Annotated in this window: 23 protein-coding genes and 1 pseudogene; 9 read left to right on the top strand and 15 right to left on the bottom strand. The window is 66.5% G+C overall.

The features are described from left to right. Positions 1 to 2: 2 nt before the first annotated feature. The 4 genes from J9611_RS08220 to J9611_RS08205 are packed head-to-tail and all read right to left on the bottom strand — an operon-like array spanning position 3 to position 4104. On the bottom strand, positions 3 to 1796 hold the full coding sequence (locus tag J9611_RS08220) for a nickel-dependent hydrogenase large subunit (protein ID WP_211879229.1): 1794 nt from the start codon (positions 1794 to 1796) through the stop codon (positions 3 to 5). A gap of 34 nt (positions 1797 to 1830) precedes the next feature. Next, complete coding sequence (locus J9611_RS08215; RefSeq protein WP_211879227.1) at positions 1831 to 2889, bottom strand: NADH-quinone oxidoreductase subunit B family protein; 1059 nt, start codon at positions 2887 to 2889, stop codon at positions 1831 to 1833. A 30-nt stretch (positions 2890 to 2919) separates the two neighbouring features. Next, entirely contained in the window at positions 2920 to 3771 is an 852-nt protein-coding gene (gene hypB / locus J9611_RS08210) for a hydrogenase nickel incorporation protein HypB (RefSeq protein ID WP_211879225.1), read from the bottom strand. Positions 3772 to 3774: 3 nt separating this feature from the next. Beyond that, complete coding sequence (locus J9611_RS08205) at positions 3775 to 4104, bottom strand: hydrogenase maturation nickel metallochaperone HypA/HybF (protein WP_211879223.1); 330 nt, start codon at positions 4102 to 4104, stop codon at positions 3775 to 3777. A gap of 138 nt (positions 4105 to 4242) precedes the next feature. Between J9611_RS08205 and nicT the strand changes: the two genes are divergently transcribed. Next, positions 4243 to 5391, top strand: a complete 1149-nt coding sequence (nicT, locus tag J9611_RS08200) for a Nickel transporter NicT (protein ID WP_246527535.1) — start codon at positions 4243 to 4245, stop codon at positions 5389 to 5391. An 85-nt stretch (positions 5392 to 5476) separates the two neighbouring features. On the opposite strand, the gene J9611_RS08195 is transcribed toward nicT, so the two are convergent. Genes J9611_RS08195 through J9611_RS08180 form a run of 4 tightly spaced genes read right to left on the bottom strand, consistent with a single transcriptional unit; the run spans position 5477 to position 10573 of the window. Continuing rightward, positions 5477 to 6241: an SDR family oxidoreductase gene (locus J9611_RS08195; RefSeq protein ID WP_211879221.1), complete on the bottom strand. Its 765-nt coding sequence runs from the start codon at positions 6239 to 6241 to the stop codon at positions 5477 to 5479. Beyond that, a complete protein-coding gene (locus J9611_RS08190; protein WP_443701377.1) occupies positions 6238 to 7179 on the bottom strand; it encodes an amidohydrolase family protein in 942 nt (313 codons plus the stop codon). Before J9611_RS08190 ends, J9611_RS08195 begins: the two co-directional genes overlap by 4 nt. Beyond that, positions 7176 to 9164: an acetoacetate--CoA ligase gene (locus J9611_RS08185; protein ID WP_211879219.1), complete on the bottom strand. Its 1989-nt coding sequence runs from the start codon at positions 9162 to 9164 to the stop codon at positions 7176 to 7178. Before J9611_RS08185 ends, J9611_RS08190 begins: the two co-directional genes overlap by 4 nt. Positions 9165 to 9223: 59 nt before the next feature. Then, entirely contained in the window at positions 9224 to 10573 is a 1350-nt protein-coding gene (locus J9611_RS08180) for an MFS transporter (protein WP_211879217.1), read from the bottom strand. A gap of 204 nt (positions 10574 to 10777) precedes the next feature. On the opposite strand from J9611_RS08180, the gene J9611_RS08175 reads away from it, so the two are divergent. Next, the gene (locus J9611_RS08175) at positions 10778 to 11572 is read left to right on the top strand and encodes an IclR family transcriptional regulator (protein WP_211879215.1); all 795 of its coding nucleotides are present in this window, start codon (positions 10778 to 10780) and stop codon (positions 11570 to 11572) included. Positions 11573 to 11734: 162 nt separating this feature from the next. Here the strand turns inward: J9611_RS08175 and J9611_RS22885 are convergent. The 5 genes and pseudogenes from J9611_RS22885 to J9611_RS08150 form a co-directional block, all read right to left on the bottom strand. After that, positions 11735 to 12409 (bottom strand): annotated as a pseudogene (locus J9611_RS22885) (IclR family transcriptional regulator domain-containing protein). Between the two features lie 131 nt (positions 12410 to 12540). Beyond that, entirely contained in the window at positions 12541 to 14136 is a 1596-nt protein-coding gene (locus J9611_RS08165; protein ID WP_211879213.1) for a 4-hydroxyphenylacetate 3-hydroxylase family protein, read from the bottom strand. Positions 14137 to 14164: 28 nt separating this feature from the next. Then, positions 14165 to 14743 (bottom strand): flavin reductase family protein, encoded by a 579-nt coding sequence (locus J9611_RS08160; RefSeq protein ID WP_307857048.1) that lies wholly within the window; start codon positions 14741 to 14743, stop codon positions 14165 to 14167. 129 nt (positions 14744 to 14872) lie between these two features. After that, entirely contained in the window at positions 14873 to 15721 is an 849-nt protein-coding gene (catA, locus tag J9611_RS08155; RefSeq protein ID WP_211879211.1) for a catechol 1,2-dioxygenase, read from the bottom strand. Between the two features lie 313 nt (positions 15722 to 16034). Further along, positions 16035 to 16502: a hypothetical protein gene (locus J9611_RS08150; protein ID WP_211879209.1), complete on the bottom strand. Its 468-nt coding sequence runs from the start codon at positions 16500 to 16502 to the stop codon at positions 16035 to 16037. A 249-nt stretch (positions 16503 to 16751) separates the two neighbouring features. Here J9611_RS08150 and J9611_RS08145 point away from each other — a divergent pair, with 249 nt between their 5' ends. From J9611_RS08145 to J9611_RS08130, 4 genes are all read left to right on the top strand, one after another. Next, a complete protein-coding gene (locus J9611_RS08145; RefSeq protein ID WP_211879207.1) occupies positions 16752 to 17420 on the top strand; it encodes a hypothetical protein in 669 nt (222 codons plus the stop codon). A 145-nt stretch (positions 17421 to 17565) separates the two neighbouring features. Continuing rightward, positions 17566 to 18276, top strand: coding sequence for a glycosyltransferase family 2 protein (locus tag J9611_RS08140; RefSeq protein ID WP_307857047.1), 711 nt, complete (start codon positions 17566 to 17568; stop codon positions 18274 to 18276). 17 nt (positions 18277 to 18293) lie between these two features. Continuing rightward, the gene (locus J9611_RS08135; protein ID WP_246527534.1) at positions 18294 to 18962 is read left to right on the top strand and encodes a TIGR04282 family arsenosugar biosynthesis glycosyltransferase; all 669 of its coding nucleotides are present in this window, start codon (positions 18294 to 18296) and stop codon (positions 18960 to 18962) included. After that, positions 18959 to 19666 carry a class I SAM-dependent methyltransferase gene (locus J9611_RS08130; protein WP_211879203.1) on the top strand — a complete coding sequence of 236 codons (708 nt, stop codon included), beginning with the start codon at positions 18959 to 18961 and terminating at the stop codon, positions 19664 to 19666. Before J9611_RS08135 ends, J9611_RS08130 begins: the two co-directional genes overlap by 4 nt. On the opposite strand, the gene J9611_RS08125 is transcribed toward J9611_RS08130, so the two are convergent. Further along, on the bottom strand, positions 19621 to 20070 hold the full coding sequence (locus tag J9611_RS08125; protein ID WP_211879200.1) for a hypothetical protein: 450 nt from the start codon (positions 20068 to 20070) through the stop codon (positions 19621 to 19623). The genes J9611_RS08130 and J9611_RS08125 overlap by 46 nt on opposite strands. A 50-nt stretch (positions 20071 to 20120) precedes the next feature. After that, positions 20121 to 21347 carry a molybdopterin-dependent oxidoreductase gene (locus J9611_RS08120; protein WP_211879198.1) on the bottom strand — a complete coding sequence of 409 codons (1227 nt, stop codon included), beginning with the start codon at positions 21345 to 21347 and terminating at the stop codon, positions 20121 to 20123. A gap of 110 nt (positions 21348 to 21457) precedes the next feature. On the opposite strand from J9611_RS08120, the gene J9611_RS08115 reads away from it, so the two are divergent. From J9611_RS08115 to J9611_RS08105, 3 genes are read left to right on the top strand one after another with little or no spacing between them, the layout of a single operon-like run. Further along, positions 21458 to 22930, top strand: a complete 1473-nt coding sequence (locus tag J9611_RS08115; RefSeq protein WP_211879196.1) for a glycosyltransferase 87 family protein — start codon at positions 21458 to 21460, stop codon at positions 22928 to 22930. Positions 22931 to 22980: 50 nt separating this feature from the next. Continuing rightward, positions 22981 to 23862 carry an MTAP family purine nucleoside phosphorylase gene (locus J9611_RS08110; protein WP_211879195.1) on the top strand — a complete coding sequence of 294 codons (882 nt, stop codon included), beginning with the start codon at positions 22981 to 22983 and terminating at the stop codon, positions 23860 to 23862. Continuing rightward, positions 23859 to 24920 carry an NAD-dependent epimerase/dehydratase family protein gene (locus tag J9611_RS08105; RefSeq protein ID WP_211879194.1) on the top strand — a complete coding sequence of 354 codons (1062 nt, stop codon included), beginning with the start codon at positions 23859 to 23861 and terminating at the stop codon, positions 24918 to 24920. Before J9611_RS08110 ends, J9611_RS08105 begins: the two co-directional genes overlap by 4 nt. Positions 24921 to 24941 lie beyond the last annotated feature (21 nt).

The following is a 24941-nucleotide window of genomic DNA, read 5'->3' as shown; positions in this document are numbered from 1 at the left end:
GGTTACTCTCCGGTCAGGGACTGGGTCGGGGAATGCAGCTTGTCCAGGGTCTGGCCGTTGCCCAGATACATGTGGACGCCGCACGGGAGGCACGGGTCAAAGCTGCGGACAGTGCGCATGATGTCGATGCCCTTGAAATGCTCGCGGTCATTCTCCTCGAAGATCGGCTGGCCCTGCACGGCATCCTCGTAGGGGCCGGAGACGCCGTCCGAATCCGTGGGACTGGCGTTCCACGGGGTCGGCGGGTACGGATGGTAGTTGGCGATCTTGCCGTCGCGGATCACCATGTGGTGGGACAGGACACCCCGCACCGCCTCCGTGAAGCCGCAGCCGATCGCTTCATCGGGGACCTCGAAGGTTTCCCACGTCTTGGTCCGGCCGGCGCGGATTTCCTCGAGGGCCTTTTCCGCGAAGTGCAGGGCTGCGGCGGCGGCATACGCCTGGAAGTACGTGCGGGCCCGGTTGCGTTCCAGCGTGTTGCTCCACTGCGGAATGTTCCACTCGAAGGACACCGGCCCCTTCAGAGCGGTCTTAGGGAGGTTGATCTGGACGCTCCTGCCGGTGGACTTGATGTAGCCGATATCCACCAGCCCGGCGAGCGCCGTGGACCAGAGCCGGGCCAGCGGTCCCCCGCCGGTATCCAGCGCCAGGTTCTTCTCGCCGTCGAACCAGCGCGGGGACATGACCCAGCTGTATTTCTCCGCCAGATCCCGCTTCTGCGGTTTCGGGTTCGTGTGCTGGTTCCAAGGATGGCGGCGGTCCACCGGATTGCCCAGCGGATCGTGGGTGACGAACATCTCCTGGTCTTCCCAGTCCTCGTAGTAGGAGGAGCCGAGCATGATCCGGATGCCCAGATTGATCCGCACCAGGTCAGTGGTGACGAGCTTGCCGTCCACCACGACGCCGGGGGTGACGAACATCTTCCGGCCCCACTCGGTCATGTCCTTGTACTCGAAGTTGCAGTAGTCCGGGTCCTGGAACGAGCCCCAGCAGCCGAGCAGCGTGCGACGCAGTCCCACCTGTTCGTAGCCCGGGAGGGCCTCGTAGAAGAAGTCGAACAGGTCGTCATGCATCGGGACGACTTTTTTCATGAATTCGACGTACCGCATCAGCCGGGTGATGTAGTCGGTCATCAGCTGGATGGTGGCCACCGTTCCCACGCCGCCCGGGTACAGCGTGGACGGGTGGACGTGGCGGCCTTCCATGAGGCAGAACATCTCGCGGGTCAGCCGGCTGACCTGCAGCGCCTCCCGGTAGAACTCCCCGGTGAACGGGTTGAGCGAGCGCATGATGTCGGCGATGGTGCGGTAGCCGTGGTCTCCCTCGTGCGGGGCGCGGGTGTTTTCCGCCTTGGCCAGCACGCCGGGGTTGGTCTCGGAGACCATCTTTTCGCAGTAGTCCACGCCGACGAGGTTTTCCTGGAAAATGTTGTGGTCGAACATGAATTCGGCAGCTTCGCCGAGGTTCACAATCCATTCGCCCAGATTCGGCGGCTTCACGCCATAGGCCATGTTTTGCGCGTAACAGGAGCAGGTGGCGTGGTTGTCGCCGCAGATTCCACAAATGCGGCTCGTGATGAAGTGGGCGTCCCGCGGGTCCTTGCCCTTCATGAAGATGGAATAGCCGCGGAAGATCGAGGAGGTGCTCTTGCACTCCACCACCTGGTTGTTCTCGAAATCGATCTTGGTGTAGATGCCGAGGCTGCCGACGATCCTGGTAATGGGGTCCCACGCCATCTCCACCAGCTTGTTGTTACCCGCTTCGCTCCCGGACTGCATTGGAATCGTGGAGGTCATTGTGCTTCACCTGTCTGGACGTGTGGAGGGGTTTCTACCAGGTGCGCTGGGCGCCGGTAAGGAGCTCGGGTCCGGGCCGGCGCCACTTCGGCTCCTGGTCCAGGGTGTGGGTGGTGATGCCGCGCAGGGCCCTGATGGCGGCCCCGTAGGGGCGGATGCTGTTGGTGGACAGCTTGCCGCCGGGGGGCTCATCCATGAAGGGCATGAACTTGTCCGGGAAGCCCGGCATGGTGCAGCCGATGCAGATGCCGCCGACGTTCGGGCAGCCGCCGATGCCGTTCATCCACCCGCGCTTGGGCACGTTGCACTTGACCACGGGACCCCAGCATCCGAGCTTGACGATGCACTTCGGGGAGCCGTACTCGGTGGCGAAGTCGCCCTGCTCGTAGTAGCCCGCCCGGTCACAGCCCTCGTGCACGGTCTTGCCGAACAGCCAGGTAGGCCGCAGCGCCTCGTCGAGCGGGATCATCGGGGCCTGGCCGGTGGCCTGGTAGAGCAGGTACGTCATGGTCTCGGAGAGGTTGTCCGGCTGGATCGGGCAACCCGGGACACAGACGATGGGGATGCCGGCCTTGGACTTCCAGTCATAGCCGAGGTAGTCCGGAACTCCCATGGCACCGGTAGGGTTCCCCGCCATGGCGTGGATGCCGCCGTACGTCGCGCAGGTACCGGCTGCAATGATGGCAGTGGCTTTCGGCGCCAGACGGTCCAGCCACTCGCTGGTGGTGATGGGCTGGCCGGTCTCCAGGTCGTTGCCGAAGCCGCACCAGTAGCCCCCGGGGTCGTGCAGTTTTTCGTTGGGGATGGACCCCTCGACGACCAGCACGAACGGCTCCAGCTCCCCGCGGTCCGCCTTGCGGAACCATTCCAGGAAGTCGTCGGCCCCTTCCTGGGGTCCGCACTCGAAGTCGATCAGGGGCCAGTGCATGGCGATCCGTGGCAGGCCGGGCAGTGCGCCCAGGGCGATCTCCTCGACGCTGGGCTGGGTGGCGGCCGTCAGGGCGACCGAATCGCCGTCGCAGCTCAGTCCGGCGTTGATCCACAGCACGTGGATCAGGGCTTCTTCGGCCTTGAGGGAAGTTTCAGTAGGCATCGTGGCCTCTTTCAGTGGCCCGCCAGGGGCTTAATGTGCGTCTGTCAGGGATTCAGTCAAGGTGTCTGACCGGGTGCTGGCGTTGTCGAGCCAGTCATACCAGCCGGCGAGGCCTTCGCCGGTGGTGGCCGAAAGGACCAGGAAGTGGGCGTGCGAGTTGAGCTGCCGGATCTGGCGCAGGCACTCGTCGACGTCGAATTCAACATAGGGAAGCAGATCCGCCTTGTTGACGATCACCAGGTCGGCTGCCCTGAACATGTGGGGGTATTTCTGTGGTTTGTCATCACCTTCCGTAACCGAAACGACTACTACTTTGGCTGTTTCGCCGAGGTCAAACAGTGCCGGGCATACGAGGTTGCCGACGTTTTCGATGAAGACCGTGGATCCCGTCTGCGGGTCGAGGGCGTCGAGACCGCGCCGGAGCATGTCGGCGTCGAGATGGCATCCGGCGCCGGTGTTGATCTGGATCACCGGGCGGCCCACGGCACGGATCCGGTCGGCGTCCAGGGACGTCTCCTGGTCCCCCTCGATGACCCCGGCGTTCAGGCGCGCTCCCAGTTCGGCCAGGGTGCGGACCAGCAGGGTGGTCTTGCCTGCCCCCGGTGAACTCATCACGTTCAGCGCCCGGATTCCCCGGCCGGCAAGCCAGCCGCGGTTCCGGGCCGCCAACAGGTCGTTCTTGGCGAGCAGGTTCTGCTCCAGGGTGATCGTCTCGGGGTGGTGGACGGTGTGTTCATGACCCGGGCCGTGTCCGTGCGGATGCGGGTGGTCATGACCCTCGGCGTGGACGTGCGGGTGCTCGTGCTCCAACATTCCTTCGGGTTGCTGGAGGGTCGAAACCCGCGTGTTGGCCTCATCGCCGCAACCGCATGTTGTACACATCTTCTACGCCACCTCCACCGACATCAGCATGAGTTCGCGGCCGCTGAGCACTTCGACGTCGGCGCTGCCGCAGGGGCACAGGAGGATCAGGTCAGCCAGTACGAATTCCTCTGCACAACTCCGGCACCGGGCCACCCCCTCCGGCTCATCGATCTGCAACCGTGCGCCGGCCAGCGGGGTGCCGGCAGCAACTACGTCAAAACAAAAACGCATGGCATCAGGCAGTACACCTGACAGGGACCCGACCCGAAGGTTGACCGCCGCAACCGGCCGTTCGCCCGTGCGGTCCAGAACGGCGTCAACCAGGCCCTGCATGATGGAAAGCTCGTGCATGGTCGCGCTCCTTCCTGCCAAGATAGGCTCGCAGCGGACAAAGCGCAACCATCTAAATTGACACCGGCGTATACTTCCGCTAAGTGGACGAAGTCATCCCGGCAATCTGCATCTTCTGTGGAATCAGAGGCTGGAATCATGAAGCAACCGGAGGAGCAACCGGAGGCCGCGCGACCGGCCCGGGCCGGTGGCCCACGAACCGTCCTGACCGGCAGGGAGCGGGCATCGCTTGGCGGGATGGCCGGGTTTGTCGCCCTCCTGCACCTTCTCGGCTGGGGCGTGCTGGCAGGAGTGGCGGCGCCAGGGAACTTCCCCGCCGGCGCCACCGGCGCCTTTGGCATCGGTCTCGGCGTGGCGGCCTACACGCTCGGCCTGCGCCATGCCTTCGACGCCGACCATATTGCGGCGATTGACAACATCACGCGAAAACTCTGCAGCGAGGGCAAGCGGCGGATGTCCGTCGGATTCTGGTTTTCCCTGGGCCACTCGAGCGTTGTGTTCGGCATGTGTGCCCTGTTGGCGGCCGGAATCCGGAGCCTGGCGGACCGGACGGCGGCGGGCACGGCGGACCTTCATTCTTTTCTGGGGCTCTTCGGCACCACCGTCTCCGGGCTGTTTCTGTACTGCATCGGCATTGTGAATCTGGGGGTCCTGCTGGGTACGATCAGGTCCGTCCGGCGGATGCGCAATGGTGACTACGGTGCGGCCGAGGCGGACCGGCAGGTGTCCGCGAACCGGGGTCTGGTGAACCGCGTTCTCGGCCGGGTAACGCGATCGGTCCGGCGCCCCTGGCAGGTGTACGGCGTCGGACTGCTGTTCGGTCTCGGGTTCGATACGGCCACGGAGGTCAGCCTGCTGATCCTGGCAGGCGGAGCGGCGGCGTCGACGCTTCCGTGGTACGCGATCCTCACGCTGCCCGTCCTGTTTGGCGCCGGAATGAGCCTGCTGGACTCCGTTGACGGCGCCTTCATGAACTTCGCCTACGGCTGGGCGCTGTCCAAGCCGGTCCGCAGAATCTACTACAACATCGTCGTCACCGGACTTTCCGTCGCCGTTGCCCTGGGCATCGGCTCGGTCGAGCTGATTTCCATCGCGGTGGAGCGGATCGGGATCAGCACGGGCCCCTTGGCCGACATCGGCGGACTTGATTTGAGCTCGGTCGGGTACACGATCGTTGCCTTGTTCGTCACCACGTGGATCCTCGCGCTGGCGGTGTGGCGGTTCGGCCATATTGAGGAACGGTGGACCAGCCCCGTCCGGGACGCCGACGCCGGCCGCGACGGCTAGCACGGGCCGGCGGAGGCGGGGCAGCGCACGGCCCGGCGGGCTGAACCGTAGCACAGGCCACGGACGGCGCCTTAAACGACGCCTTCTACGACGCTGCCTTCGAATCACCGTCGATAGGGAGCATCTGCCCGGAGATGGATCGGCCGTGCGGACCGGTGAGGAACAGCACCATGGCGGCGATGTCGGCCGGGTCCACGAGCCTCTTCACCGCTTGGAGGGCCAGGGCATCCGCCAGCTCCTCGTCCACCGTGCGGCCGGACAGTTCGGCCCTCCCGGCGATCACGCTCCGGAAGCGCGGCCCGTCCACGGCCCCGGGGTGTATCGAGTTGGCCGTGATACCGTACTGGCCCAGCTCGAGGGCCAGGGTTTTGGTGAATCCCACCAGCCCCCATTTGGTGGTGGAGTAGGCGACCCGGTTGGGATAGCCGAACCGGCCCGCGAGCGAGGACATGACGATGATGGATCCGGCCGCGGATTCCTTGAGCAGGGGTATGGCCTGCTGGGTGACGTTGAAGGTGCCGTTGAGGTTCACGGAGATCACGCTGTCCCAGGCATCGGCGGGGAGGTCCTCCACCGGTGCCGTGGGGCCGGAGATTCCGGCGTTGTTGACCAGCACGTCCAGTCCGCCCAGGTGCTCCTGGACGTCGGCGATGATGCGGGCGACGTCGGCGGCCTTGCTGATGTCCCCCGCGGTCCCGCTGACGGCGTCGGACCCGGACGTGATCCGGCCGAGCGCATCGGTGTCGACGTCCGCGATGTGAACCCTGGCGCCGGCGTCGTCGTAGGCCTGGGCAATCGCCTGGCCGATCCCTCCGGCTCCTGCGGTGATCAGCACGCGCTGTGCGGTCACGGTCCGTTTCCTTCCACGGAGGTCGCTGCAGCGGGGGTCGCTGCTGCGTCCAGCCCCAGCAGCCGGAGGGCGTTCTCCCGCATGATGAGGGGACGGACCTCAGGTTTGATGGCCAGTTTCTCGAAGTCCGCGATCCAGCGGTCCGGCGGGATCATGGGGTAATCAGAGCCGAAAAGCACCCTGGTGCGCAGGAGCGAATTGGAGTACTGGACCAGGTTTGCCGGGAAGTACTTCGGGGACCAGCCGGAGAGGTCGATGTAGACGTTGGTGTGGCGGGCGGCGACCGCCAGGGCCTCATCCTGCCAGGGGAAGGACGGGTGGGCCATGATGATCTTCAGCTCGGGGAAGTCCACCGCGACGTCGTCGAGGACGATGGGGTTGGAGTATTTGAGCCGGATTCCGCCCGAGCCCGGCATGCCGGAGCCGATCCCGCTTTGTCCCGTGTGGAAAAGCGCCGGCACGCCCAGCTGCTCGATCGCTTCATAGAGCGGATAGGCCACGGGGTCGTTGGGGAAGAAGCCCTGCAGGTTCGGGTGGAATTTGAACCCCTTGATCCCGAACTCCTCCACCAGGACTTTCGCCTCCTCGATGCCCTCGGCGCCGCGGGCAGGATTGATGCTGGCGAACGGGATCAGCACGTCCGCGTGCTCGGCGGCCTGGCGGGCGATCTCCCGGTTGGCGATCGGCGGGTGCCCGGTCACGGACTCATGGTCCACCGTGAAGACGACGGCGGCCATGTTGCGTTCGCGGTAGTGCGCGGCCACGCTGTCCACGCTCAGGGGCTCGTGCGAAGTCCCGAAGTGCTTGCGGGCAGCCTCGCGGAAGTCCTCGGGCATGTCGGTGTGGCCGTGGCCGTCCGATTCGATATGCACGTGCATATCAACGGCAACGAGGTCTGCAATATTCGCGGTGGCATTCACATTCCTGGTCGTGGTCACGCGGCAAAGGCCTCTTTGATGATCCGGACGGTGTCTTCGACGTCGTCGGGCTTCACAAGCACTCCCGGGTCCAGGACATCGCCCAAGACGGCGCCCTGGATGACGCGCTTGAGGGGGATTTCCAGCCGCTTGCCCGATGGGTTGCGGGGAATGCTGGGGACAAATACGACGTCGTCCGGCACGTGCCGGGGCGAGAGTTCCGTCCGCAGCGAACGGCGCACCGCAGCCTCCAGCACCACCTTGTTGGCGCCTTCCTGCGGTTCGATCAGCAGGACCAGCCGGCCCATCCCGCCGTCGGGATCCTCAAAGTGCAGCACCATGCTGTCGTTGACCTCGGCCAGCCCGTCGAGCACCGCGTAGAACTCCGCCGTGCCCAGCCGGACACCGCCCCGGTTGAGGGTGGCATCGGAGCGGCCCGAGATCACCCAGGTGCCCCGCTCGGTCTCGATGAGCCAGTCGCCGTGGCGCCAGACCCCCTCGTAGGCGCCGAAGTAGCTGCCGCGGTAGCGCTCCTGGTCCTCGTCCCCCCAGAAGAAGACGGGCATGGACGGCATCGGCCTGGTGGCCACGAGTTCGCCGGCCGCACCGTGCAGCGGCCGCCCTTCGGGGTCCCAGGATTCGACCGAGACGCCCAGCGGCCGGCAGGACATCTCGCCGGCGTAGACTCCGGTCAGGGGGCTGGCCCCGAGGAAGGCCGCGCAGATGTCGGTTCCCCCTGAGGTGGGGGCCAGCAGCAGGTCCGGGCTGACGTCGTCGTGCACCCAGCCGGCGACGTCCGCCGCGAGCGGCGAACCCGAGCACTGGATTTCCCGCAGCCGGCTGAGATCCCAGGTGGCGCCCGGCGTGAGTCCCACGTGCGCACACGCTGCAAGGTAGGCGGAGCCGGTGCCGAGGTAGGTGGCCTCGGTTTCGGCGGCCACCGCCCACTGGGACCACTCCCCGTCCAGCGAAGGCCAGTTCGGGTCGCCGTCCATGAGCACCATCGCAGCGCCGGTCAGCAGCGTGGAAACCCCCAGCGTCCACACCATCCAGCCGGTGGTGGTGAACCAGAACGCGGTATCCTTCGGGCCCATGTCAAAGTGCAGCCCCATCGCTTTGAAGTGCTCCAGCAGCAAGCCGCCGTGGGAGTGCACGATGGCCTTGGGCTTGCCGGTGGTTCCGGAGGAGAACAGCACAGTGAGCGGGTGGGAGAAGGGCACCGCATCACAGCGGATGTCCCCGGACTCGCGGGTGAAGTCCTGATAGGAGACGGCGCCGGCAGGAATGTCACAGTCCGCATCGAGGTACGGCAGGAGCACCACGGGCGTCTGCGGGAGCTGCTCGCGGATCCGTGCCAGATCGTCGGCCCGGGAGAGGTCTTTCCTGCCCCACCGGTAACCGTCAATCGCGAGGATCAGCGAAGGTTCCAGCTGGCTGATCCGGTCCAGGACAGATTTGGGGCCCATCTCCGGAGGGACCGAGCACCAGATCGCACCCAGCGCGGCGGTCGCCAGGTAGGCGGCCAGCGTCTCGGGAATGTTGGGCAGATAGCCGGCCACGCGGTCCCCCGCGGTGATGCCCATGCGGATCAGGCCCTGCTGGATGCGGCCGATTTCCTCCAGCAGGCGTCCGCCGGTCCACTCGGAGCTGCCGTTGGTCTGGCTGCGGGACTTGACCATGACCTCGTCGCGGCGCTGGCCGACGGCGCGGACGATGTGTTCGGTGTAATTGATCGTTGCGCCGGGGAACCAGTCGGCGCCGGGCATCTTCTGCTCGCGCAGCACTGTTTCATACGGGGTGTGCGTGATGATCTCGAAGTGCTCCCAGACGGCCCCCCAGAACTCCTCCAGATTGTCGACGGACCATTGCCAGGCGTCGTCGTAGCTGGCGAACCGCCGGCCCGTCTTCTGCTCGGTTTCCTGCAGGAAGACGCCCATGCGGGACTCGGACCAGTCCTCCCTGGCGGGGGCGGCTCGGAGCAGGGTGCCGGTTTCAATAGAACGCATGAGGTTTTCCTTCGGGGGTGTTTCCGGGTGTTTCTGGGGATGGGGGCTGTTGGTGCTGCTCAGGCAGCGGCGGTGGGGGCGACGGCGGCGTCGGCAAGCGCCGGCGGCTGCGTGCGCTTCAGGGAGATGCCCAGCGACACGACGCACAGGGCCGATGCGGCCAGCGGGATGGCGAAGAGGAAGAAGATCCTCTCCGGCTGCCACCCGCCGGAGATCAGGTAACCCACGAGGATCGGCGCGACGATGGAGACCAGGCGCCCCAGGCCGATCATCCAGCCGATGCCCGTGGCCCGGGCCCGCGCAGTGTAGATGTCCGGTGCGACGGCGTAGAAGCCGGCGATCCCGGCCGTGGTGAGGATGCCCAGGAACAGGGCCACGACGATGGCGACGCTGATCTGCGTGAACACAACGCCGAACAGCAGGTAGGCTGCGGCGGCGGCGCCCAGGGCCCACACCAGCAGCGGGCGGCTGCGGAACTTGATGGCCAGGGCACTGAAGATGAAGCAGCCGAGAATGCCGCCGGCGTTGGCGATCACGCCGATGGTCACGCCCAGGGAATCATTGCCAGAGGCCGCCGCGACAATCTTCGGCGTCCAGGTGTTCGCGAAGTAGTAGGCGGCGACCAGGCAGGCGTACCCGATCCACAACGCCAGGGTGCGGAAACGCGTGGGCCTGCCCAGGATCTCAGCCACGGCGCTCTGCTGGCGGACGGCTTCGGGGAGGGCGGGCAGGTCGTTCAGCGCCGGGCGGCCGATCTTGGCCAGGATGCCGTTGATCCTGGGCAGGGCACCTGCCGGGCGGCGGGTCAGCAGGTAGTCGAGGGACTCGGGCAGGAAACGCCAGGAGATGAGCAGCATCAGCACCGTCAGGGCGGCACCGACGATGAACACTGCCTGCCAGCCGTAGAGCGGGATCAGCGGCGCCGCCACGAGTCCGCCGACGGTGGCGCCGATCGGATAGCCGGCAGCGTAGATCCCGATGATCGTGCCGCGCCGCTTGTCAGAGGAGTACTCGGAGACGAGCACGTTCAGGTTGGCCATCATGCCGCCCACGCCCAGGCCGGTGACGATCCGGAAGGCCATCAGCTGCATCGCGTCCGCGGCGAAGACCGAGAGGACCATGCCGATGCTGATGATGACCAGGGAAATCAGCGCGAGCTTCCGGCGCCCGATCTTGTCCGCGAGCGGGGTCAGGAAGATGGAACCGGCTGCCATGCCGAAGAGGCTGGCGCTGAGCAGGAAGCCCAGGGTGACCGGGTCCAGTCCCCAGGCCCGGGAGAGGCTCGGGGCTGCGTAGGCCATCACGGCCACATCGAATCCGTCGATGAGGATCAGCGTCAAGGCGATCGCCACGGCCATGACCTGGAAGCGGGTCATCCGCGACTGGCGGATCTGGGTTAAGACGTCCATGTCTTCTTTCCTGGTACGTAAAAGTTTTTTGGGCAACACAGTGATCGTAGTCACAGCGTTTCGCAGCCGTCCACGATTCTGTTTGAAATTTCGACTAGCGAAATCATCTTCACCGGGTCCCACCACTGGAGCTCTCGCCGCTACTGAACAGTTGGGATCCACCGCCCCTGGCCTGAGGCGATCGCACTGTGCAAAGATTCTGCTATGCGAAATTCCGACACTCCCTCGAAGCTCGAATCAGTTGACCGCGCCCTCCAGCTGCTCGTCAGCCTTCGCGGCGGGGAGGTGATGAGCGTCAAGTCCGCAGGAGAACGCCTGGGCGTGGCACCCTCGACTGCCCACAGACTGCTCGGCGCCCTCGTCGCCAGGGACTTCGCGGTGCAAGACCGGGAGCGGCGGTACCGCGCCGGGCCCCAGCTGGCCCCTCAGGGCGAGAGTCATTTCTCGGTGAACCAGTTGCGGCAGGTGGCCCGGCCATCCTTGCTGAAACTTCATGAAGACATCAACGACACCGTCCAGCTCATGGTGCTCACGGGCCCCAACATCCGTTTCATCGACGGCATCGAGTCCGAAGAGGTCCTCCGCGTCAAAGCCAGGATGGGGGATCTCATGCCGGCCTACTGCTCCGCCGGAGGTAAGGCGATCCTGGCCGAGCTCGGCAACGTGGAAGTGGAGCAGATCTACCGCGGCGGCCTGACGCCGTGGCCCACCGCCAGGATCCATAGCCTGCCCGCACTCAAGCGCCAACTGGCGGCCGTCCGCAAGGCAGGCTACGCAGCGAACCTGGAGGAGACGGAGCAGGGGGTGAGCGGCCTGGGTGTCTGCATCAGGGACGCCATCGGAAAGCCCGTCGCCGCGTATACGACGGCCATCCCCACGGCGAGGTTCAGGAAGGCCTCGATCCCCGAGTACGTCAAGGCGCTGCGGGAGGCGGCAGCCGCGACGGAAAGTGGCCTGCTCGCGGCGGCAGCCGACAGCCGCCCGCTGCCCGGCACCTGACACGGGCTTCCGGCGGACGCCGCCCGCACCACGGCCGGCCCGGAACGGCCGGGCGCCGAGCCAACCCGGGCGTTTATTGCGCACAGCGGAATGATGTCCTGGATCACGGGCAGTATTTCCGGATCGGCTGCAGCACCGGCGCCTGCAAGCGCGCACGACGCCTCACACCAGCACTAGGGCGTACAAACTCTCGCTGGACAAGCCGGTCCGGTCATCCGCTGGGTGACCGGACCGGCTTTTGCCTGTGTGGAACGGCCGCAGCACACCTTTCAGGGCCGCACACCTTCCGGCCGCGCACCCGCTAGGGCATGCCTGCTGCAGCTGTTGCTCGACTGTTGCGGCTGCGGCCCGCAGGGCGTCGACGTAGGCGGGCATCTCCGCCCGCCGGAACCGGATGCTGGGCGTCGCCGTCGTCAGGGCGGCTATCGGCTGGTCCGCGGTGTCGTTCACGCTGACGCCCAGGCCGACCAGCCCCTGCTCCGTCTCCTCGAAGTTTTGTGCCGAATTCCGCGCGCCGGACCCTTGTCATGCTCCTCTTGAGCATCGCCAACGAAGTGATCCTCCCCGTGGGCCACGATGGCAGGCCATTCCGGTAGAGCTCGTCAAGCTCCTCATTGCTGAGCTGTGCCAGCATGGCATTCCCCCGGCGGAGACAAACGCCGGCATCTGGGCACCGAGAATCATTCCCACCCGCAACGAGGAATCCGATTCGATCCCGTCGATAGACTGCACGTTCCCGCCGCGCAGCACCATGAGTTGTACGGTTTCGCCAACAGCCGCATACAGGGCCGCCAGCGCACCGCGGGCACGTTCCCGCAGCAACTGGACAGTGAACACCTCCGCCGCATGGCCCCACAGGGCCGGCCCGGGCCGGTAGCGCCGCTCGTGGTCCTGGATACAGAACCCTCCAAACGCCAGCGCCGAGAGCAGGCGGCGGGGTTTCCTGGGTGCTTCCGGGTGTGGCCCGGTCAGCCGCGTTTGAGGAAGATGCTGACGTCGTCGTTGCTGATCAGGTCCGGGACGGTCCAGCCGTCCAGGTCGTATTCGGCCAGGCACTGGTCCGCGAAGCCCTTCATGTAGTCCGTGGTGCCCTGCGCCTGCGCGGCGAAGAGGATTTCTGCCTTCACGTTCTCGTGGTTGCCGGAGTAGTTCCGCTCGTAGAGTTCGTGCCGGCCGCCGAATTCGGTGCCGATGGAATCCCAGAGCAGCTTCATCAGCTTCACCCGGTCCACGGCCTCGACGCCGTCGGAACCGCGGACGTACTTGTCCAGGTACGGCCGGATCTCCGGGGTCTTGAAGTCCAGCGCGGACGAGTTCACGTAGATGAGTCCGGACGCGACGTCCTGTTCGATGATCTCCTTGATCCGCGGGTAGCCGATGGACATGAACATCCGGTAGGACAGGCCGTAGTCCAGCTTGGGCAGCACGGTCCCGTTCGGGCCCGGGTCCGGGTTGAATGTCATCCCGTCGATCAGCGCGTAGAACATGTTCCGCCAGCCCAGGACCTCCCCGACGCGGGTCTGGACGCCGCGGAAGTCCTGGGTCCCGGCGATCTCCAGGGCCTTCATCAGCAGACCGGCGATGAAATCAAGCTTGGTGGCAAGGCGGATCACGCCCTGGAAGGTGAAGCGGTTGATGAAGCCCGTCTGCGGGAAGAAGTTGTTGATCTTCTCCACGTCCCCGTAGGCGAACACGTTCTCCCACGGGATCAGGACCTTGTCGAAGACGAACACGGAGTCGTTCTCGTCCAGCCGGCTCGAGAGCGGATAGTCGAACGGGGTTCCCATCACGGCGACCTGGTGGCTGTAGGAGGCCCGGCTGATCAGCTTCACGCCGGGCGCGTCCATCGGGACGGTGCAGATCAGCGCGAATTCCTTGCGCTTGATCGGCAGCCCGTAATGGGCGATGAAGTTGTAGTTGGTGATCGCCGAGCCGGTAGCGACGACCTTCGCGCCGGAGACGATGACGCCCGAGTCGGTCTCCTTCTCGACCTTCATGAACACATCGCCGACCTCGTCCGGCGGCAGGTGCCGGTCCACCGGCGGGTTGATGATCGCGTGGTTCCAGTACAGGACCTTCTCCTGGGACTCCTTGTACCAGCGCTTCGCGTTCTCCTGGAACGGCTCGTAGAAGTCCGGCATCCCGCCCAGGGTGCCCAGGAAGGCCGCCTTGTAGTCCGGGGAACGCCCCAGCCAGCCGTAGCTCATCCGCGCCCACGTCTCGATCGCGGTCCGGTCCTGCTTGAGGTCCTCGACACTGTGCGGGGTGCGGAAGTAGGACATCGTCTTGCCCCCGGACCCGGTGTCCGTGGGCACCATCAGCTTGTCCTGCAGCTCGGGTTTGTGCATCGCATCATAGAGCCGGGCCACCATCCGGATGGAGTTCCGGAACGCCGGATGCGTGGTGACGTCCTTGACCCGCTCACCATAGATCCACACCTCCCGGTCATCCTGGAGGGAGGCGATGTATTCATCCCCCGTCATCGGCATCTTAGGGTTGGCAGGGGTGGTCCTCTCATCCATCGACGGAGTGGACGAGGGAACCTGATCCGTGGCCTCGGTCATGATCGTTCCTTTCAGGTATGTGGCAGGGCTAAAGGCTGGTAAAGGGCTTGAAGGAACGGGCGCCGGCGAACCAGCCCGATTCGGGGGCGTCACCGGAGTGGTCCCAGGGCGCCCCTTCGACAAGGCGTCCGATCTGGCGGAACTTCCCGCCGAAAAACAGCAGCGGTTCGCGCCTGGTGATCTCCATGGCGATGACCTCGCCGACGACGATGATGTGGTCGCCGCCGTCGTAGATGTTCCAGGGCCGGCATTCCAGGGTGGCTGCGTTCTTCGTCAGGACGGGGACGTTGCCGTCCAGGGCCCACTCGGGCTCCTCTGTCATGACCTTGCCGGCGAAGTGCAGGGCAACGTCCATCTGCTCGAGGGAGAGGATGTTGATGGCGAACGGGGCACCTTCGAGATAACGGGCGGCCCGCGAGGTGCGGGTCAGTGTGACCTGGGCGAGCGGCGGATCCAGCGACACGGCGGTGAACGCGTTGACAGTGGCACCATGCGGGACACCATCCTCCGACCGGCACGTGACCACCGTGACTCCGGTGGCGAACGTGCCGAAGGCGTGGCGCAGTTCGCGGGTATCAATGGCGGCCTTGATTGCTTCCTGAGTCACTGGCGACTCCTTTTGTTGGCCTGATTTTGGCAACACGGCATCAGGGCAGGCCGTGTGGGTTGGATGGCGGCTGGCGGAAATACCCCCGCCCGCCGGTAATGGAGTGCTGCCGTGCACCGGACCGGGGAGTCAGTCCTGCGGGTCGAGGATGAAGTCGTAGGTGACTTCACGGCCTGCGCCGTCGGTACGGCCTGTGGGGGCGAGGACGAGTTCCGGCTTCACGGCCGAGGCGATGTCGTCGGCGATGTGCTTGTCGCCTTCGAAGTAGAGCTGGGTGGTGATGGGCAGGTGCTCGGCAGCCGAGACCTTCAGGTGGATATGGGCCGGGCGCCAGGCGTGCCAGCCGGCGGCCGAGATCAGGGCTCCGCAGGCGCCGTCCGTGGGGATCTGGTACGGCGCGGGCTGGACGGTGTTGATCTGGAACTTGCCCTGCTCATCGGCGGTGATGGAGCCGCGGAGGTTCCATTCCGGCAGGCCCGGGGCGAACTGGGAGTAGAAGCCCAGGTCATCGGCGTGCCAGATCTCGATCAGGGCACCGGCCAGCGCTTCGCCGGCAACGTTCCTGACCTCGCCCTGGAACAGCAGCGGCGTGCCCGGCTCGTCCTCGCGCATCGGCAGCGTCGCGGGGCTCTGCTGGGAGGGGGCATCCGGGATGTAGTACGGGCCCTCGATGGTGCCCTTGGAGCCGTGCCGGTTGGCGTTGGCGACCTCCTCGACGGAGTGCTCCACCCAGACGTCCAGGAACAGCGGCCATTCGCCGGTTTCGCCGACGCTGATGAGCCAGGCCTTGAAGGCGTTGTATTCGTCGTACGTGACCTTCTCGTCCGTGACGATGTCATTGACGGCCTTGACGAGCCGGCCGGCGAGGGCGCTGACCCGCTCCTGGCTGGTGGCGCCTTCGACGTGCTTGTTCTCCCTGAAGCGGGCTGTTGCCCCTGCGCCCGAAGCGGCGGCGGTGGCCTGGGATTCCGTCGTCATGACGACTCCTTTGTCGATGCACGATATCTACGGTGGCCGGTTCCCCGGCCGGTGGATGCGGGACCCCGGGCCGCTGTGCCCTGTCTCACATCTTCATATGTAACTACGCTAGACCTGGAATTGAGTGAAGTAAAATACTTATTTTCGGGTCATTGAAAGCTCCTGCGTATCAATCGTTGCGAGGGTACTGGGTCACCTGTTCGAGTGCGGAGCGTCGAGCAGCGGCGGGAAGGCGACGCCGTGCCCGGAGAGCTCGCCGTTCCTGGTTCCGCCGGAGGGCCAATAATCGGCAGGCAAGCCTGACCACCGGTGGTCAGCGCCGAAAGGACTCCGGCCGGGTCCGCCACGGTGGCACCAAAAGAAGGAACAGGATCGCCGCGGTCACGACACCAGCGGCAAAGACGGCGTCCAGGTGTATCCAGAGTGCCGCGCCGTCATACATGGTGACGCCAACTGTAAGCAGCGCAACGGCTAAAACAGCCAGGACCGCAGTGTTTTGTCGCCGAAGGCCGGCAAGAAGCAGAAGTGACGGAACGATATACCAGATCACGCTTGCCGGGCCCATCGAATTGATCTGGCTGATCACGGCCGCGCTCCCCGGAAAAGAACTGACCACGGGCTCAAAGAACATCGAAGCGCAATGAAGAACCAGGCCGGCGATACCTGCCGCCGCCAGCCCGGCGTCCACGGGAGTGAGCCGGGCTGCCAGGCTTTTCGGGGGCAGTCCCGGAACCATAAGCCGCGCGAGTAACAACAGCAGGACAACGACGGCGAGGCCCACCGCAAAGTCAGTCGTCATTTGCACAGCCTACCGAGGCCCGGCGGTATGGAACCCGCCCTCCCCCGCGCCTCACCGTGTAACGGAACGGCCACAGTCTTTGCACAACCCATCCACGGTGTGGCTGATATCGAAGTACTCCTGACAGACAAACACCGGCCCCGCTGAGGGTTCATGGCATGAACCCTCAGCCGCGGGGACAGGCAGAGCACGAATCAATGACAAAAATCAATGACAAAAAGGAGTACACCAATGCGTACATCAATCAAGACCTTCGCCGGAATCGCAGCCGCCGGTTCCCTGATGTTCTCGCTGGCCGCCTGCAGCCCGGCCAACAACGCCCCGACCACCTCATCCTCCTCCGCGTCGGCCGAAATACCGAAGCCGCTGGCGTCCATCCCGGCACTGACCGGGGTATCCACCGCGGTGAAGCTGGATGCCTCCTTCGCCAAGGCCCTCGAGACCCTGAAACTGACTCCGGGCGTCGTCGGCACCGCCGCGCTGACCGACGGCTCGCTCATCTTCCCGATCACCAGCGGCAAGGTCGACTACTACGACCCCGCCAAGGCCTACCGCCCCTACGTCCAGGGCCTGATCAGCCACGCCGGCTCCGGGTTCTCCCTCACCGCCGGTGACACCAAGGTGGATTTGACCAACTTCACCATCGACCCGGGCACCTCCAAGCTCTACGGTGACGTTGCCGTGAACGGCACGGTCGCCGCGAAGCAGGCCTACATCTTCAACCTCGACGGCTCCACCCTGAAGCCGCTCCAGGCCGCGGGCGACACCGCCATCCTCGAGGGCACCCGCGTGCTGATCTCCGACACCGCCGCCGGCCTGCTGAACAAGACCTTCAAGACCGACGCCGTGAAGGCCGGCATGCTCGTCGGCGTTGCCAAGATCACTGTCAACGCCAAGTAGTCCGCACCGGGAGAACCTGCCGGATGCATGGTCTGCACCGGCGGGAAGTGCCACGGCTCCCCTTGGGGGTCTGTGGCACTTTTCCGTGCGTATTCCGTAAGGAATCCCGGGCGAAGCAACGCCGCGGGAAACGTAGCCTTGAGAGGTGAGTGACGTGACCATCGCGAATGTGGTCCTACCGTGTTTGAACGAGTTGGACGCCCTGCCTTGGGTGCTGTCCCGCGTGCCGGAGGGGTACCGTGCCATCGTCGTAGACAACGGCTCCACCGACGGTTCGGCCGAACTGGCGGCCAGCCTGGGCGCCGTCGTGGTGAGGGAGGAACGCCGGGGCTTTGGGGCCGCCGCCCATGCCGGCCTCCTCGCCGCCACGGCGGAATTCGTCGCCTTTTGCGACTGCGACGGCTCACTGGACCCGGCGCAACTGCCGGAGCTTCTCGCTCCCGTCATGGACGGCAGCGCCGACCTTGTGCTGGGCAGCCGCCAGCCGCAGCGCGGCTCGTGGCCGCTGCACGCCCGCCTGGCCAATCTTGTCCTGGCGTGGCGGCTCCGGCGCCTGACCGGGGAACGGGTGACGGACCTCGGACCGATGCGGGCAGCGCGCCGTGCCGGATTGCTGTCCCTGGAGCTGGAAGACCGCCGCAGCGGCTACCCGCTGGAAATGTTCCTCAAGGCGAGCCGGCAAGGCTGGCGGATCAGGGAAACCCCGGTGCCATACGCCCCGCGCACCGGCAAGTCGAAAGTGACCGGCACGGTCCGCGGAACGCTGACCGCGGTCCGGGACATGTCGGCGCAGCTCAAGGCTGCCGCAGCGGCTTTGCCTGCCGGACCGGTCCGGAAGGCCGCCCGCAGCGAATAACCTATATGAGGTACAGCATGGATCTGACAGTGGCGGTCATCGCCAAGGCGTGCGTGCCGGGGCGGGTCAAGACCCGGCTCAGCCCACCGCTGACCCCCGAACAGGCCGCTTCCCTGGCCCAGCTGAGTCTCAGCCGCACCCTGGATACGGTGCGGCTCCTCCCGGCACGGGACCGGCTGCTGGTCATGGACGGAACGCCGACGGCACGCGACACGGCGCAATTCACGGTGGTGCCGCAGGCTGCCGGCGCACTCGACGAGCGTTTGGCCGCCATCTGCGATGCAGCCACGGGTCCGCTGCTCATTGTCGGCATGGACACCCCGCAGCTCTCAACGGAGCACGTTGCTCCGCTGCTGCGCGACTGGTCCTCGGACGCACCCCGGCACGAAGCGTGGATGGGGCCGGCAACGGACGGCGGCTTTTGGGCCCTGGCGCTGCGCCGGCCCGACGGCGCGCTGCTCCGGGGAGTGCCGATGTCCACTGACACCACCGGAGCCGGGCAGCTCGCCCGGCTTACCGCGGCCGGACTCTCCGTCGGAATGCTTCCCGAGCTTCGGGACATGGACCACTTCAGTGACGCCCTGCAGATCGCTGCCGAAATTCCGGGCACGGACTTCGCCTTCGCAGTGGATGAGGCCTCGGATCCGGCGCTGGGCGAACACCGACGCGCGGGAGCCCTGCGGTGACCGCCGCCGGGGTTGCACCCGTGGCGCACTTTGGCCAGGGCCGGCGCGAGCCGTACGCCCGCGCCCTGCAGAATGGCACCGGAACCCTGACGCTGCGCCCGGAGAGCCACTACCACCACGCGGAACCTGTGGCATTCGATGTCAGCAGCTGGTGCGAGGATGCCAGCCTGATGGAAAGGTCACTCCTGCAAAGTCTTCAGGGTCCGATCCTCGACGTCGGCTGCGGACCCGGCAGGCTGCTGGCGGCGGCCCGGTCACTTGGGCTGCAGGCAGTGGGCATAGACACCAGCGCCGAAGCGGTCCGCTGGGCACGCGGCCGTGGTGACCGCGCCCTGGAGCAGTCCGTATTCGCCGCGGTACCCCAATCCGGGCACTGGCAGACTGTTCTCCTGCTCGATGGCAACATCGGCATCGGGGGAAGTGTCACATCCCTGCTTCGCCGCTGCCGGCAGCTCATTGCACCCTCCGGGACACTCCTGGTGGAAGTGGAGGCCGACGAGGGCATGGATACCGCATACCCGGCGGTACTGGAAGACGAACTGGGCAACCGGAGCGAGCCTTTCAGCTGGGCGCGGACCGGCGGGGCAGGCCTGGAATCCCGGGCGCAGTCCGCCGGATGGACGGTTTCCGCCATCCAGCGCCGTCAAGGCCGCGTGTTCTACTGTCTCTCGCCGCGGCCGGAGCCGCCACGTTCAACCCTGTAGGCACGTTCAATCCTGTAAATGAGGATTGCGGCCAGGGTTACCAGGATCGCCCAGAACCAGAGCAGATTGGCGGCGTAGTCGCCGTCCAGTGCGCTGAGAATGCGGGCTACGGACTGCGCCTTGAGCAGCACCCCCGTGATCAGCGTTACCACCGCGCCCGTCATCAGCGCGCCGCGGAGAACCGCCACCGACGCCGGACGCAGCCGGGACCCCACCCGGGTCAGGCCCGCGCCGGCGAGGGTGGAAACCGGCACCATGACGCCGTCGTGGAGCAGGACAGCCACCGCCAGCCAGATCAGCAGCCCGATCAGTTCCGCAGGCCCCAGTTTGGTCGGCAACCCCAAAAGCCCGTACCCGATCAACCCTGCGCCCGCCACTCCGAGGACGTACCGCGTGATCTTCACGGCATTTCCCGCCCGGGCCGGGGTTGTAACCTTCGGGCCCTTCACGGTTTTCACAGGACCTCCACAGTCTGCAGCCATTTGGTTTGCAGGACGCCGGGGCGCCCGGGCGCGATGATGCGGGCCGGATACCCGTGTTCCAGATCGAGAGTCTCCCCGTTGAGTTCCAGGGCCACCAGGGTCAGCTCATCCTGCACGTAGACGTTGGGCATGGACATAATCCGGTAGTTGCCCTCAGGTTCCAGGCTCGTGACACGGAGCGAGGACGACGGCGGGGCGCCGACAGCGCTGACCAGATCACGGATCCGCACGCCCCTCCACCGGGCCAGCTGGCTCCAGCCTTCGACACAAGCGATGGGCAGCTCGCTTTCATACTGCGGCAGGGCTTTGAGCTCCGCCCAGGTGAAGGAACGGCTGGTCCCCTGGTGGCTGACGGTCAGCTTCCAGTCCTTAGCGCCGGCCAGTGCCGCGACCTTCGCATCGGCGGAAGTGCGGTTCACCGGAACGGCCTGGGGGCCCGTTCCCATGGCCCGGGGCGCGAAAAAGTTGAGCGGGTGCAGCCACGAGAACGACTGCCCGGCCGTCGTCAGCACTACCACCCCCGTGGTGGTCCCGACGGCGGCCAGGAAAGCACGCCGCGACCAGTGGCCCGGCGCCGCCGCACCGTCGTCGGTCAGCGCCACCCCGTCGTCGGCCAACGGCGCGTCCTCATTGAACCCCTGCGCAGGGGCGACCGCGCCGGAAGCCCCCGCCGGCCCGCGGCCCGGACGGGCGCGCCAGTGCTCCATGATCGCCGGAAGCTTGACGGCAATGTGGAGCAGCAGCGAACCCCAGATGACCCAGGCCAGCCAGAAGTGCGTTTCACGGAACGGGAAGGGCCACGGGTACCACTTGTAGGTGTTGATCAGGCCGGTGATCAGCTCAACCAGCGAAGAGGCGACGAACAAGGCGATGGAAGCCCGCTCCAGGCCGTGCGCCACGGACTTGATCGGAGGCCACTTCAGCAATTCGGGGTAGACGGACCACAGCTTGGCCAGAAGCAGTGGAATGGCAGCGATACCGGCGGTCACGTGGAGCCCCTGGGTCAGCTGATAGATCCAGACAGGCCGGGTGGGGAAGAACATCCACGACGGCGGTTCCTGCAGCCCGTGGCTCAAGAGACCCGTCAGGAAACAGATGGTGAAGCTCAGGCCGAGCCACCGCCCCAGAACAACCGTCAGCCGAGTACTGCGCGTCGGCGACGCAAATCTGGCGGCCAGCGCATTGGTGAGCTTTTCCATACCTCGATCACACCACGCTTCCGGCTGCCGCGGGGGCGCCAGACCTTACGATTCCCTGAAAACCCCGGACCGCGCGCCCGCGCCGCGCCGATATGGGGCAGGATCAGAGGGTGACTCCCCGTACAGCAGCATCACCGCAGGCGGCCGGCACCAAGCTCCGGCTGTTTGTTGTCCTTCCGGCGCCGTTCGTTGCGGGTGCGGCGTTGTTGTGGTGGATGGTGCTCCCCGGGAACCCGTTCGAGTCCGCGCCGGTTGTCGGGACCTGCCTTTCGTGGCTGGTTCTCATCGCCGCCGTCGGCTTCCTGCGGCAGGTACCGCGGCGTCGGGTGGGGGCCGTCGTCGTCGCGGGCACCGTGCTTCTCGGCCTGGTGGCGGTAGGCGCGCCGCCCCGGACCAGCAACGATTCAGCCCGGTATGCGTGGGACGGGATCGTCCAAAAAGCAGGCATCTCCCCTTATTCCTATGTGCCCATCGATGAAACCCTCAGCAGCCTCCGGCCCGGCTGGCTGTTTGCGCCGGGCGCGTCCGGCCCCGATGGCAGGCCAGTCTGCGCCAGGGGCTTGTTCGGGACGGATTCGGTGGCGGCCTTCGGCTATCCGTCCGGGAATCCGCTGTGCACGGCCATCAACCGGCCGCACGTGCCCACCATCTATCCGCCCACGGCCGAACTCTACTTCGTCGGGGTGCGTGCCGCCGTGCCGGACACGGTCGGCTACCTCCCCTTCCAGCTCGGCGGGCTGCTCATCAGTGTGGCCGTCACCCTGATGCTGCTCCGTGTGCTGGCCAGACGCGGACTGCCCCTCGAACTGGCCGCGGTGTGGGGGTGGAGCCCGTTAGTGCTTCTTGAAGCGGTGAACAACGCCCATGTCGATGTACTCGGCGGGGCTCTCATTCTGGCCGCCGGCATGCTGCTGGCCGGCGGGAGGCCGCTCCGTTCGGGAGCGGCGTTCGGGGCAGCGGTGGCGACCAAACTCATCCCGGTCATCGCCGCACCCGCACTGCTTTTCCGGCGCCCGGTCAGGTTCATCGCCGCGGCGGCGGGCACCTTCGTGCTCCTCTACGTGCCGTACCTGGCGGTCGCCGGCGCCGGGGTTCTCGGTTTCCTTCCCGGATATCTCAAGGAAGAGGGGTACAGCCAGAGCGGCGGCATCCGGTTCGGCCTCGCGCAGCTCGTCTCGGCCGGCCCGTGGCCGCCGGTTCTCAGCGCGGCCGCCCTGGCCATCGTGGCGCTGGGAGTGCTGCGGCGGACACGCGCCGAAAACGTCTGGGACCAGCAGACCGTCATGATCGGGCTCACGCTGCTGGTTGTCAGCCCCACCTACCCCTGGTACGCACTGATGCTGTTGCCGTTCATCGTGCTCAGCCGCAGGTGGGAGTACACCGCGGTGATCCTTGCCTTGGACGTCATTTACATGGTGCCGAAGGTCGAGCCTTACAGCGGGCCGATTAACCAGGGCGCTCTCCTCGCCGCGGCCGCCGCACTTGCCGCCGGAGCCTGGCTGCGGCGCCGCGCTGGGCTGCGCCTGGCCGCCGCGTCGGCGCTCCGGACCGAAGCCATGAGCTGCAGCCCGGAACAGCCGTGACCGGACCGGCCCGGTCATGGGAACTCCCGTCCGGATGGCAGGATGGCCACATGGAACAATCAGCTAGCCACGCGCCGCAGCCACGCGTCGGAATCATCGGAGGCTCCGGGACCTACCGGCTCCCCGGAGCAACCGTCCAGGCGAGGGTCGACGTCGGCACTCCCTACGGGCCGCCGTCGGGCCCCGTGACGCTGGCGGAAGTGGCCGGACGGACCGTGGCGTTCCTCCCCCGCCACGGCGGGGAACACTCACTCCCGCCCCAGAAGATCAACTACCGGGCCAACCTCTGGGCGCTCAAGAGCCTCGGAGTCGAGGCGGTGATTTCCTCCTCGGCCGTGGGCGGGCTGCGGGAAGGTTTTGGGCCCGGGACCTTTGCCGTCACCGACCAGCTGATCGACCGCACCTGGGGACGTGCCGATACGTTTTTCGACGGCACCGTGGCCGATGGCGTCGCCCCGGCCGGTGTCCAGCACCTGCCCGCCGCAGAACCGTTTTGCCCGGCATTGCGTTCCCATCTGGACGCCGCGCTTTCGGCACGGGGGCTGCCCTTCGTCCCGCGGGGTACTGTCGTGGTGATCAACGGGCCGCGCTTTTCAACGAAGGCGGAGTCGGCCTGGTACGTCAGCGGCGGCGCGGACCTCATCAGCATGACCCAGTACCCCGAACCCGTCCTGGCGGCCGAGCTCAACATGGGCTTCGCCAATCTGGCCTTCATCACCGATGCGGACACCGGACATGACGGCTCGGCCCCGGTGACCGCCGACGCCGTCTTTGCCCGCATCAAGGATGCCCAGGGCAACATTCTGGCCGTGCTCGAAGACGCCATCGCCGCGATCGGCGAGGACTACTCCCCCCGCATGCTGATGGATCAGACCGCCGTGGAGCGGATCATGGCCCTCACGGTTGCGCGTGGGGCGGTGTCCGCCCGGTGAGGCTCCTCGTCACCGGCGGTGCGGGGTTCATCGGTTCGCACATCGTGGACGCCGCCCTCGCAAAGGGATGGGCTGTGCGGGTCCTGGACTCCTTGGACCCCGGGCTCCACCCCGGGCCGCCCGCCTTTGACCCGCACGTGGAGCTGATCACCGGCGACGTCACGGACCCGGCTGTGGTGGACACCGCTTTGGAGGACATCGACATCGTCTGCCACCAAAGCGCGAAGGTGGGGCTGGGCGTCAGTTTCGCGGACGCGCCGGACTACATCCGCAACAATGACTACGCGACCGCCGTCCTGCTGGCCGCCATGGAACGCCACAGCATCTCCCGCCTGATCCTGGCCTCCTCGATGGTGGTCTACGGGGAGGGCGCCTACACGGATCCCGGGACCGGCCTGCCGGTCAGGCCCGGACCCCGTACCGAGGCCGACCTGCGCGCCGGCATGTATGATCCCCGGAACCCGGACACGGGTGCGGTCCTCACGCCGGCGATGCTCACCGAGGATGCCCGGCTTGATCCGCGCAACGTCTACGCGGCATCGAAGCTGAGCCAGGAGCACCTCGCCGCCGCGTGGGCCCGCAGCACCGGCGGAGCGGTGGTGGCCCTGCGCTATCACAATGTCTACGGCCCCCGGATGCCGCGCGACACGCCCTACGCCGGAGTCGCGTCGCTGTTCCGTTCGGCCCTGGCCCGCGGCGAGGCGCCAAGAGTCTTCGAAGACGGAGCCCAGCGGCGCAGTTTCATCCACGTCCGGGACGTGGCCGAAGCGAACATCGCCGCGGCCGAGTCGCTGTCGCGGGGCAACGCGCCAGGCTTCCGCGCCTACAACGTCGGCGCCGACGAGGTGCATACCGTCGGCGACGTGGCCGCCGCGCTGAGCACATTCAGCTCCGGCCCGGCGCCCGTTGTGACCGGCGAATACCGCCTCGGGGACGTGCGGCACGTCACCGCCTCCTCGGAGCTGATCAAGTCGGAGCTGGGCTGGGCTCCGGCCGTAGGATTTGACGAGGGCATGCGGGAATTTGCCACCGCTCCCCTGCGCGGCCAACCGGGCTAAGGTGCGCCGGCCTTAAGCGGT

Origin of the sequence: Pseudarthrobacter albicanus (genome assembly GCF_018224015.1) — a bacterium.
GTDB classification, from domain to species: Bacteria; Actinomycetota; Actinomycetes; order Actinomycetales; family Micrococcaceae; genus Arthrobacter; species Arthrobacter albicanus.
The sequence above is the reverse complement of the archived record's forward strand: the minus strand, read 5'-3'. Positions and strand labels throughout refer to the sequence as shown.

Bases quoted from the DNA above. Each gene is read 5' to 3' on its own strand.
- hypB (WP_211879225.1), bottom strand. From the start codon at position 3,771: ATGTGTACAACATGCGGTTGCGGCGATGAGGCCAACACGCGGGTTTCG.
- J9611_RS08175 (WP_211879215.1), top strand. From the start codon at position 10,778: ATGCGAAATTCCGACACTCCCTCGAAGCTCGAATCAGTTGACCGCGCC.
- J9611_RS08165 (WP_211879213.1), bottom strand. From the start codon at position 14,136: ATGACCGAGGCCACGGATCAGGTTCCCTCGTCCACTCCGTCGATGGAT.
- J9611_RS08135 (WP_246527534.1), top strand. From the start codon at position 18,294: ATGGATCTGACAGTGGCGGTCATCGCCAAGGCGTGCGTGCCGGGGCGG.
- J9611_RS08205 (WP_211879223.1), bottom strand. From the start codon at position 4,104: ATGCACGAGCTTTCCATCATGCAGGGCCTGGTTGACGCCGTTCTGGAC.
- J9611_RS08110 (WP_211879195.1), top strand. From the start codon at position 22,981: ATGGAACAATCAGCTAGCCACGCGCCGCAGCCACGCGTCGGAATCATC.
- nicT (WP_246527535.1), top strand. From the start codon at position 4,243: ATGAAGCAACCGGAGGAGCAACCGGAGGCCGCGCGACCGGCCCGGGCC.
- J9611_RS08145 (WP_211879207.1), top strand. From the start codon at position 16,752: ATGCGTACATCAATCAAGACCTTCGCCGGAATCGCAGCCGCCGGTTCC.
- J9611_RS08185 (WP_211879219.1), bottom strand. From the start codon at position 9,164: ATGCGTTCTATTGAAACCGGCACCCTGCTCCGAGCCGCCCCCGCCAGG.
- J9611_RS08220 (WP_211879229.1), bottom strand. From the start codon at position 1,796: ATGACCTCCACGATTCCAATGCAGTCCGGGAGCGAAGCGGGTAACAAC.
- J9611_RS08120 (WP_211879198.1), bottom strand. From the start codon at position 21,347: ATGGAAAAGCTCACCAATGCGCTGGCCGCCAGATTTGCGTCGCCGACG.
- J9611_RS08180 (WP_211879217.1), bottom strand. From the start codon at position 10,573: ATGGACGTCTTAACCCAGATCCGCCAGTCGCGGATGACCCGCTTCCAG.
- J9611_RS08215 (WP_211879227.1), bottom strand. From the start codon at position 2,889: ATGCCTACTGAAACTTCCCTCAAGGCCGAAGAAGCCCTGATCCACGTG.
- catA (WP_211879211.1), bottom strand. From the start codon at position 15,721: ATGACGACGGAATCCCAGGCCACCGCCGCCGCTTCGGGCGCAGGGGCA.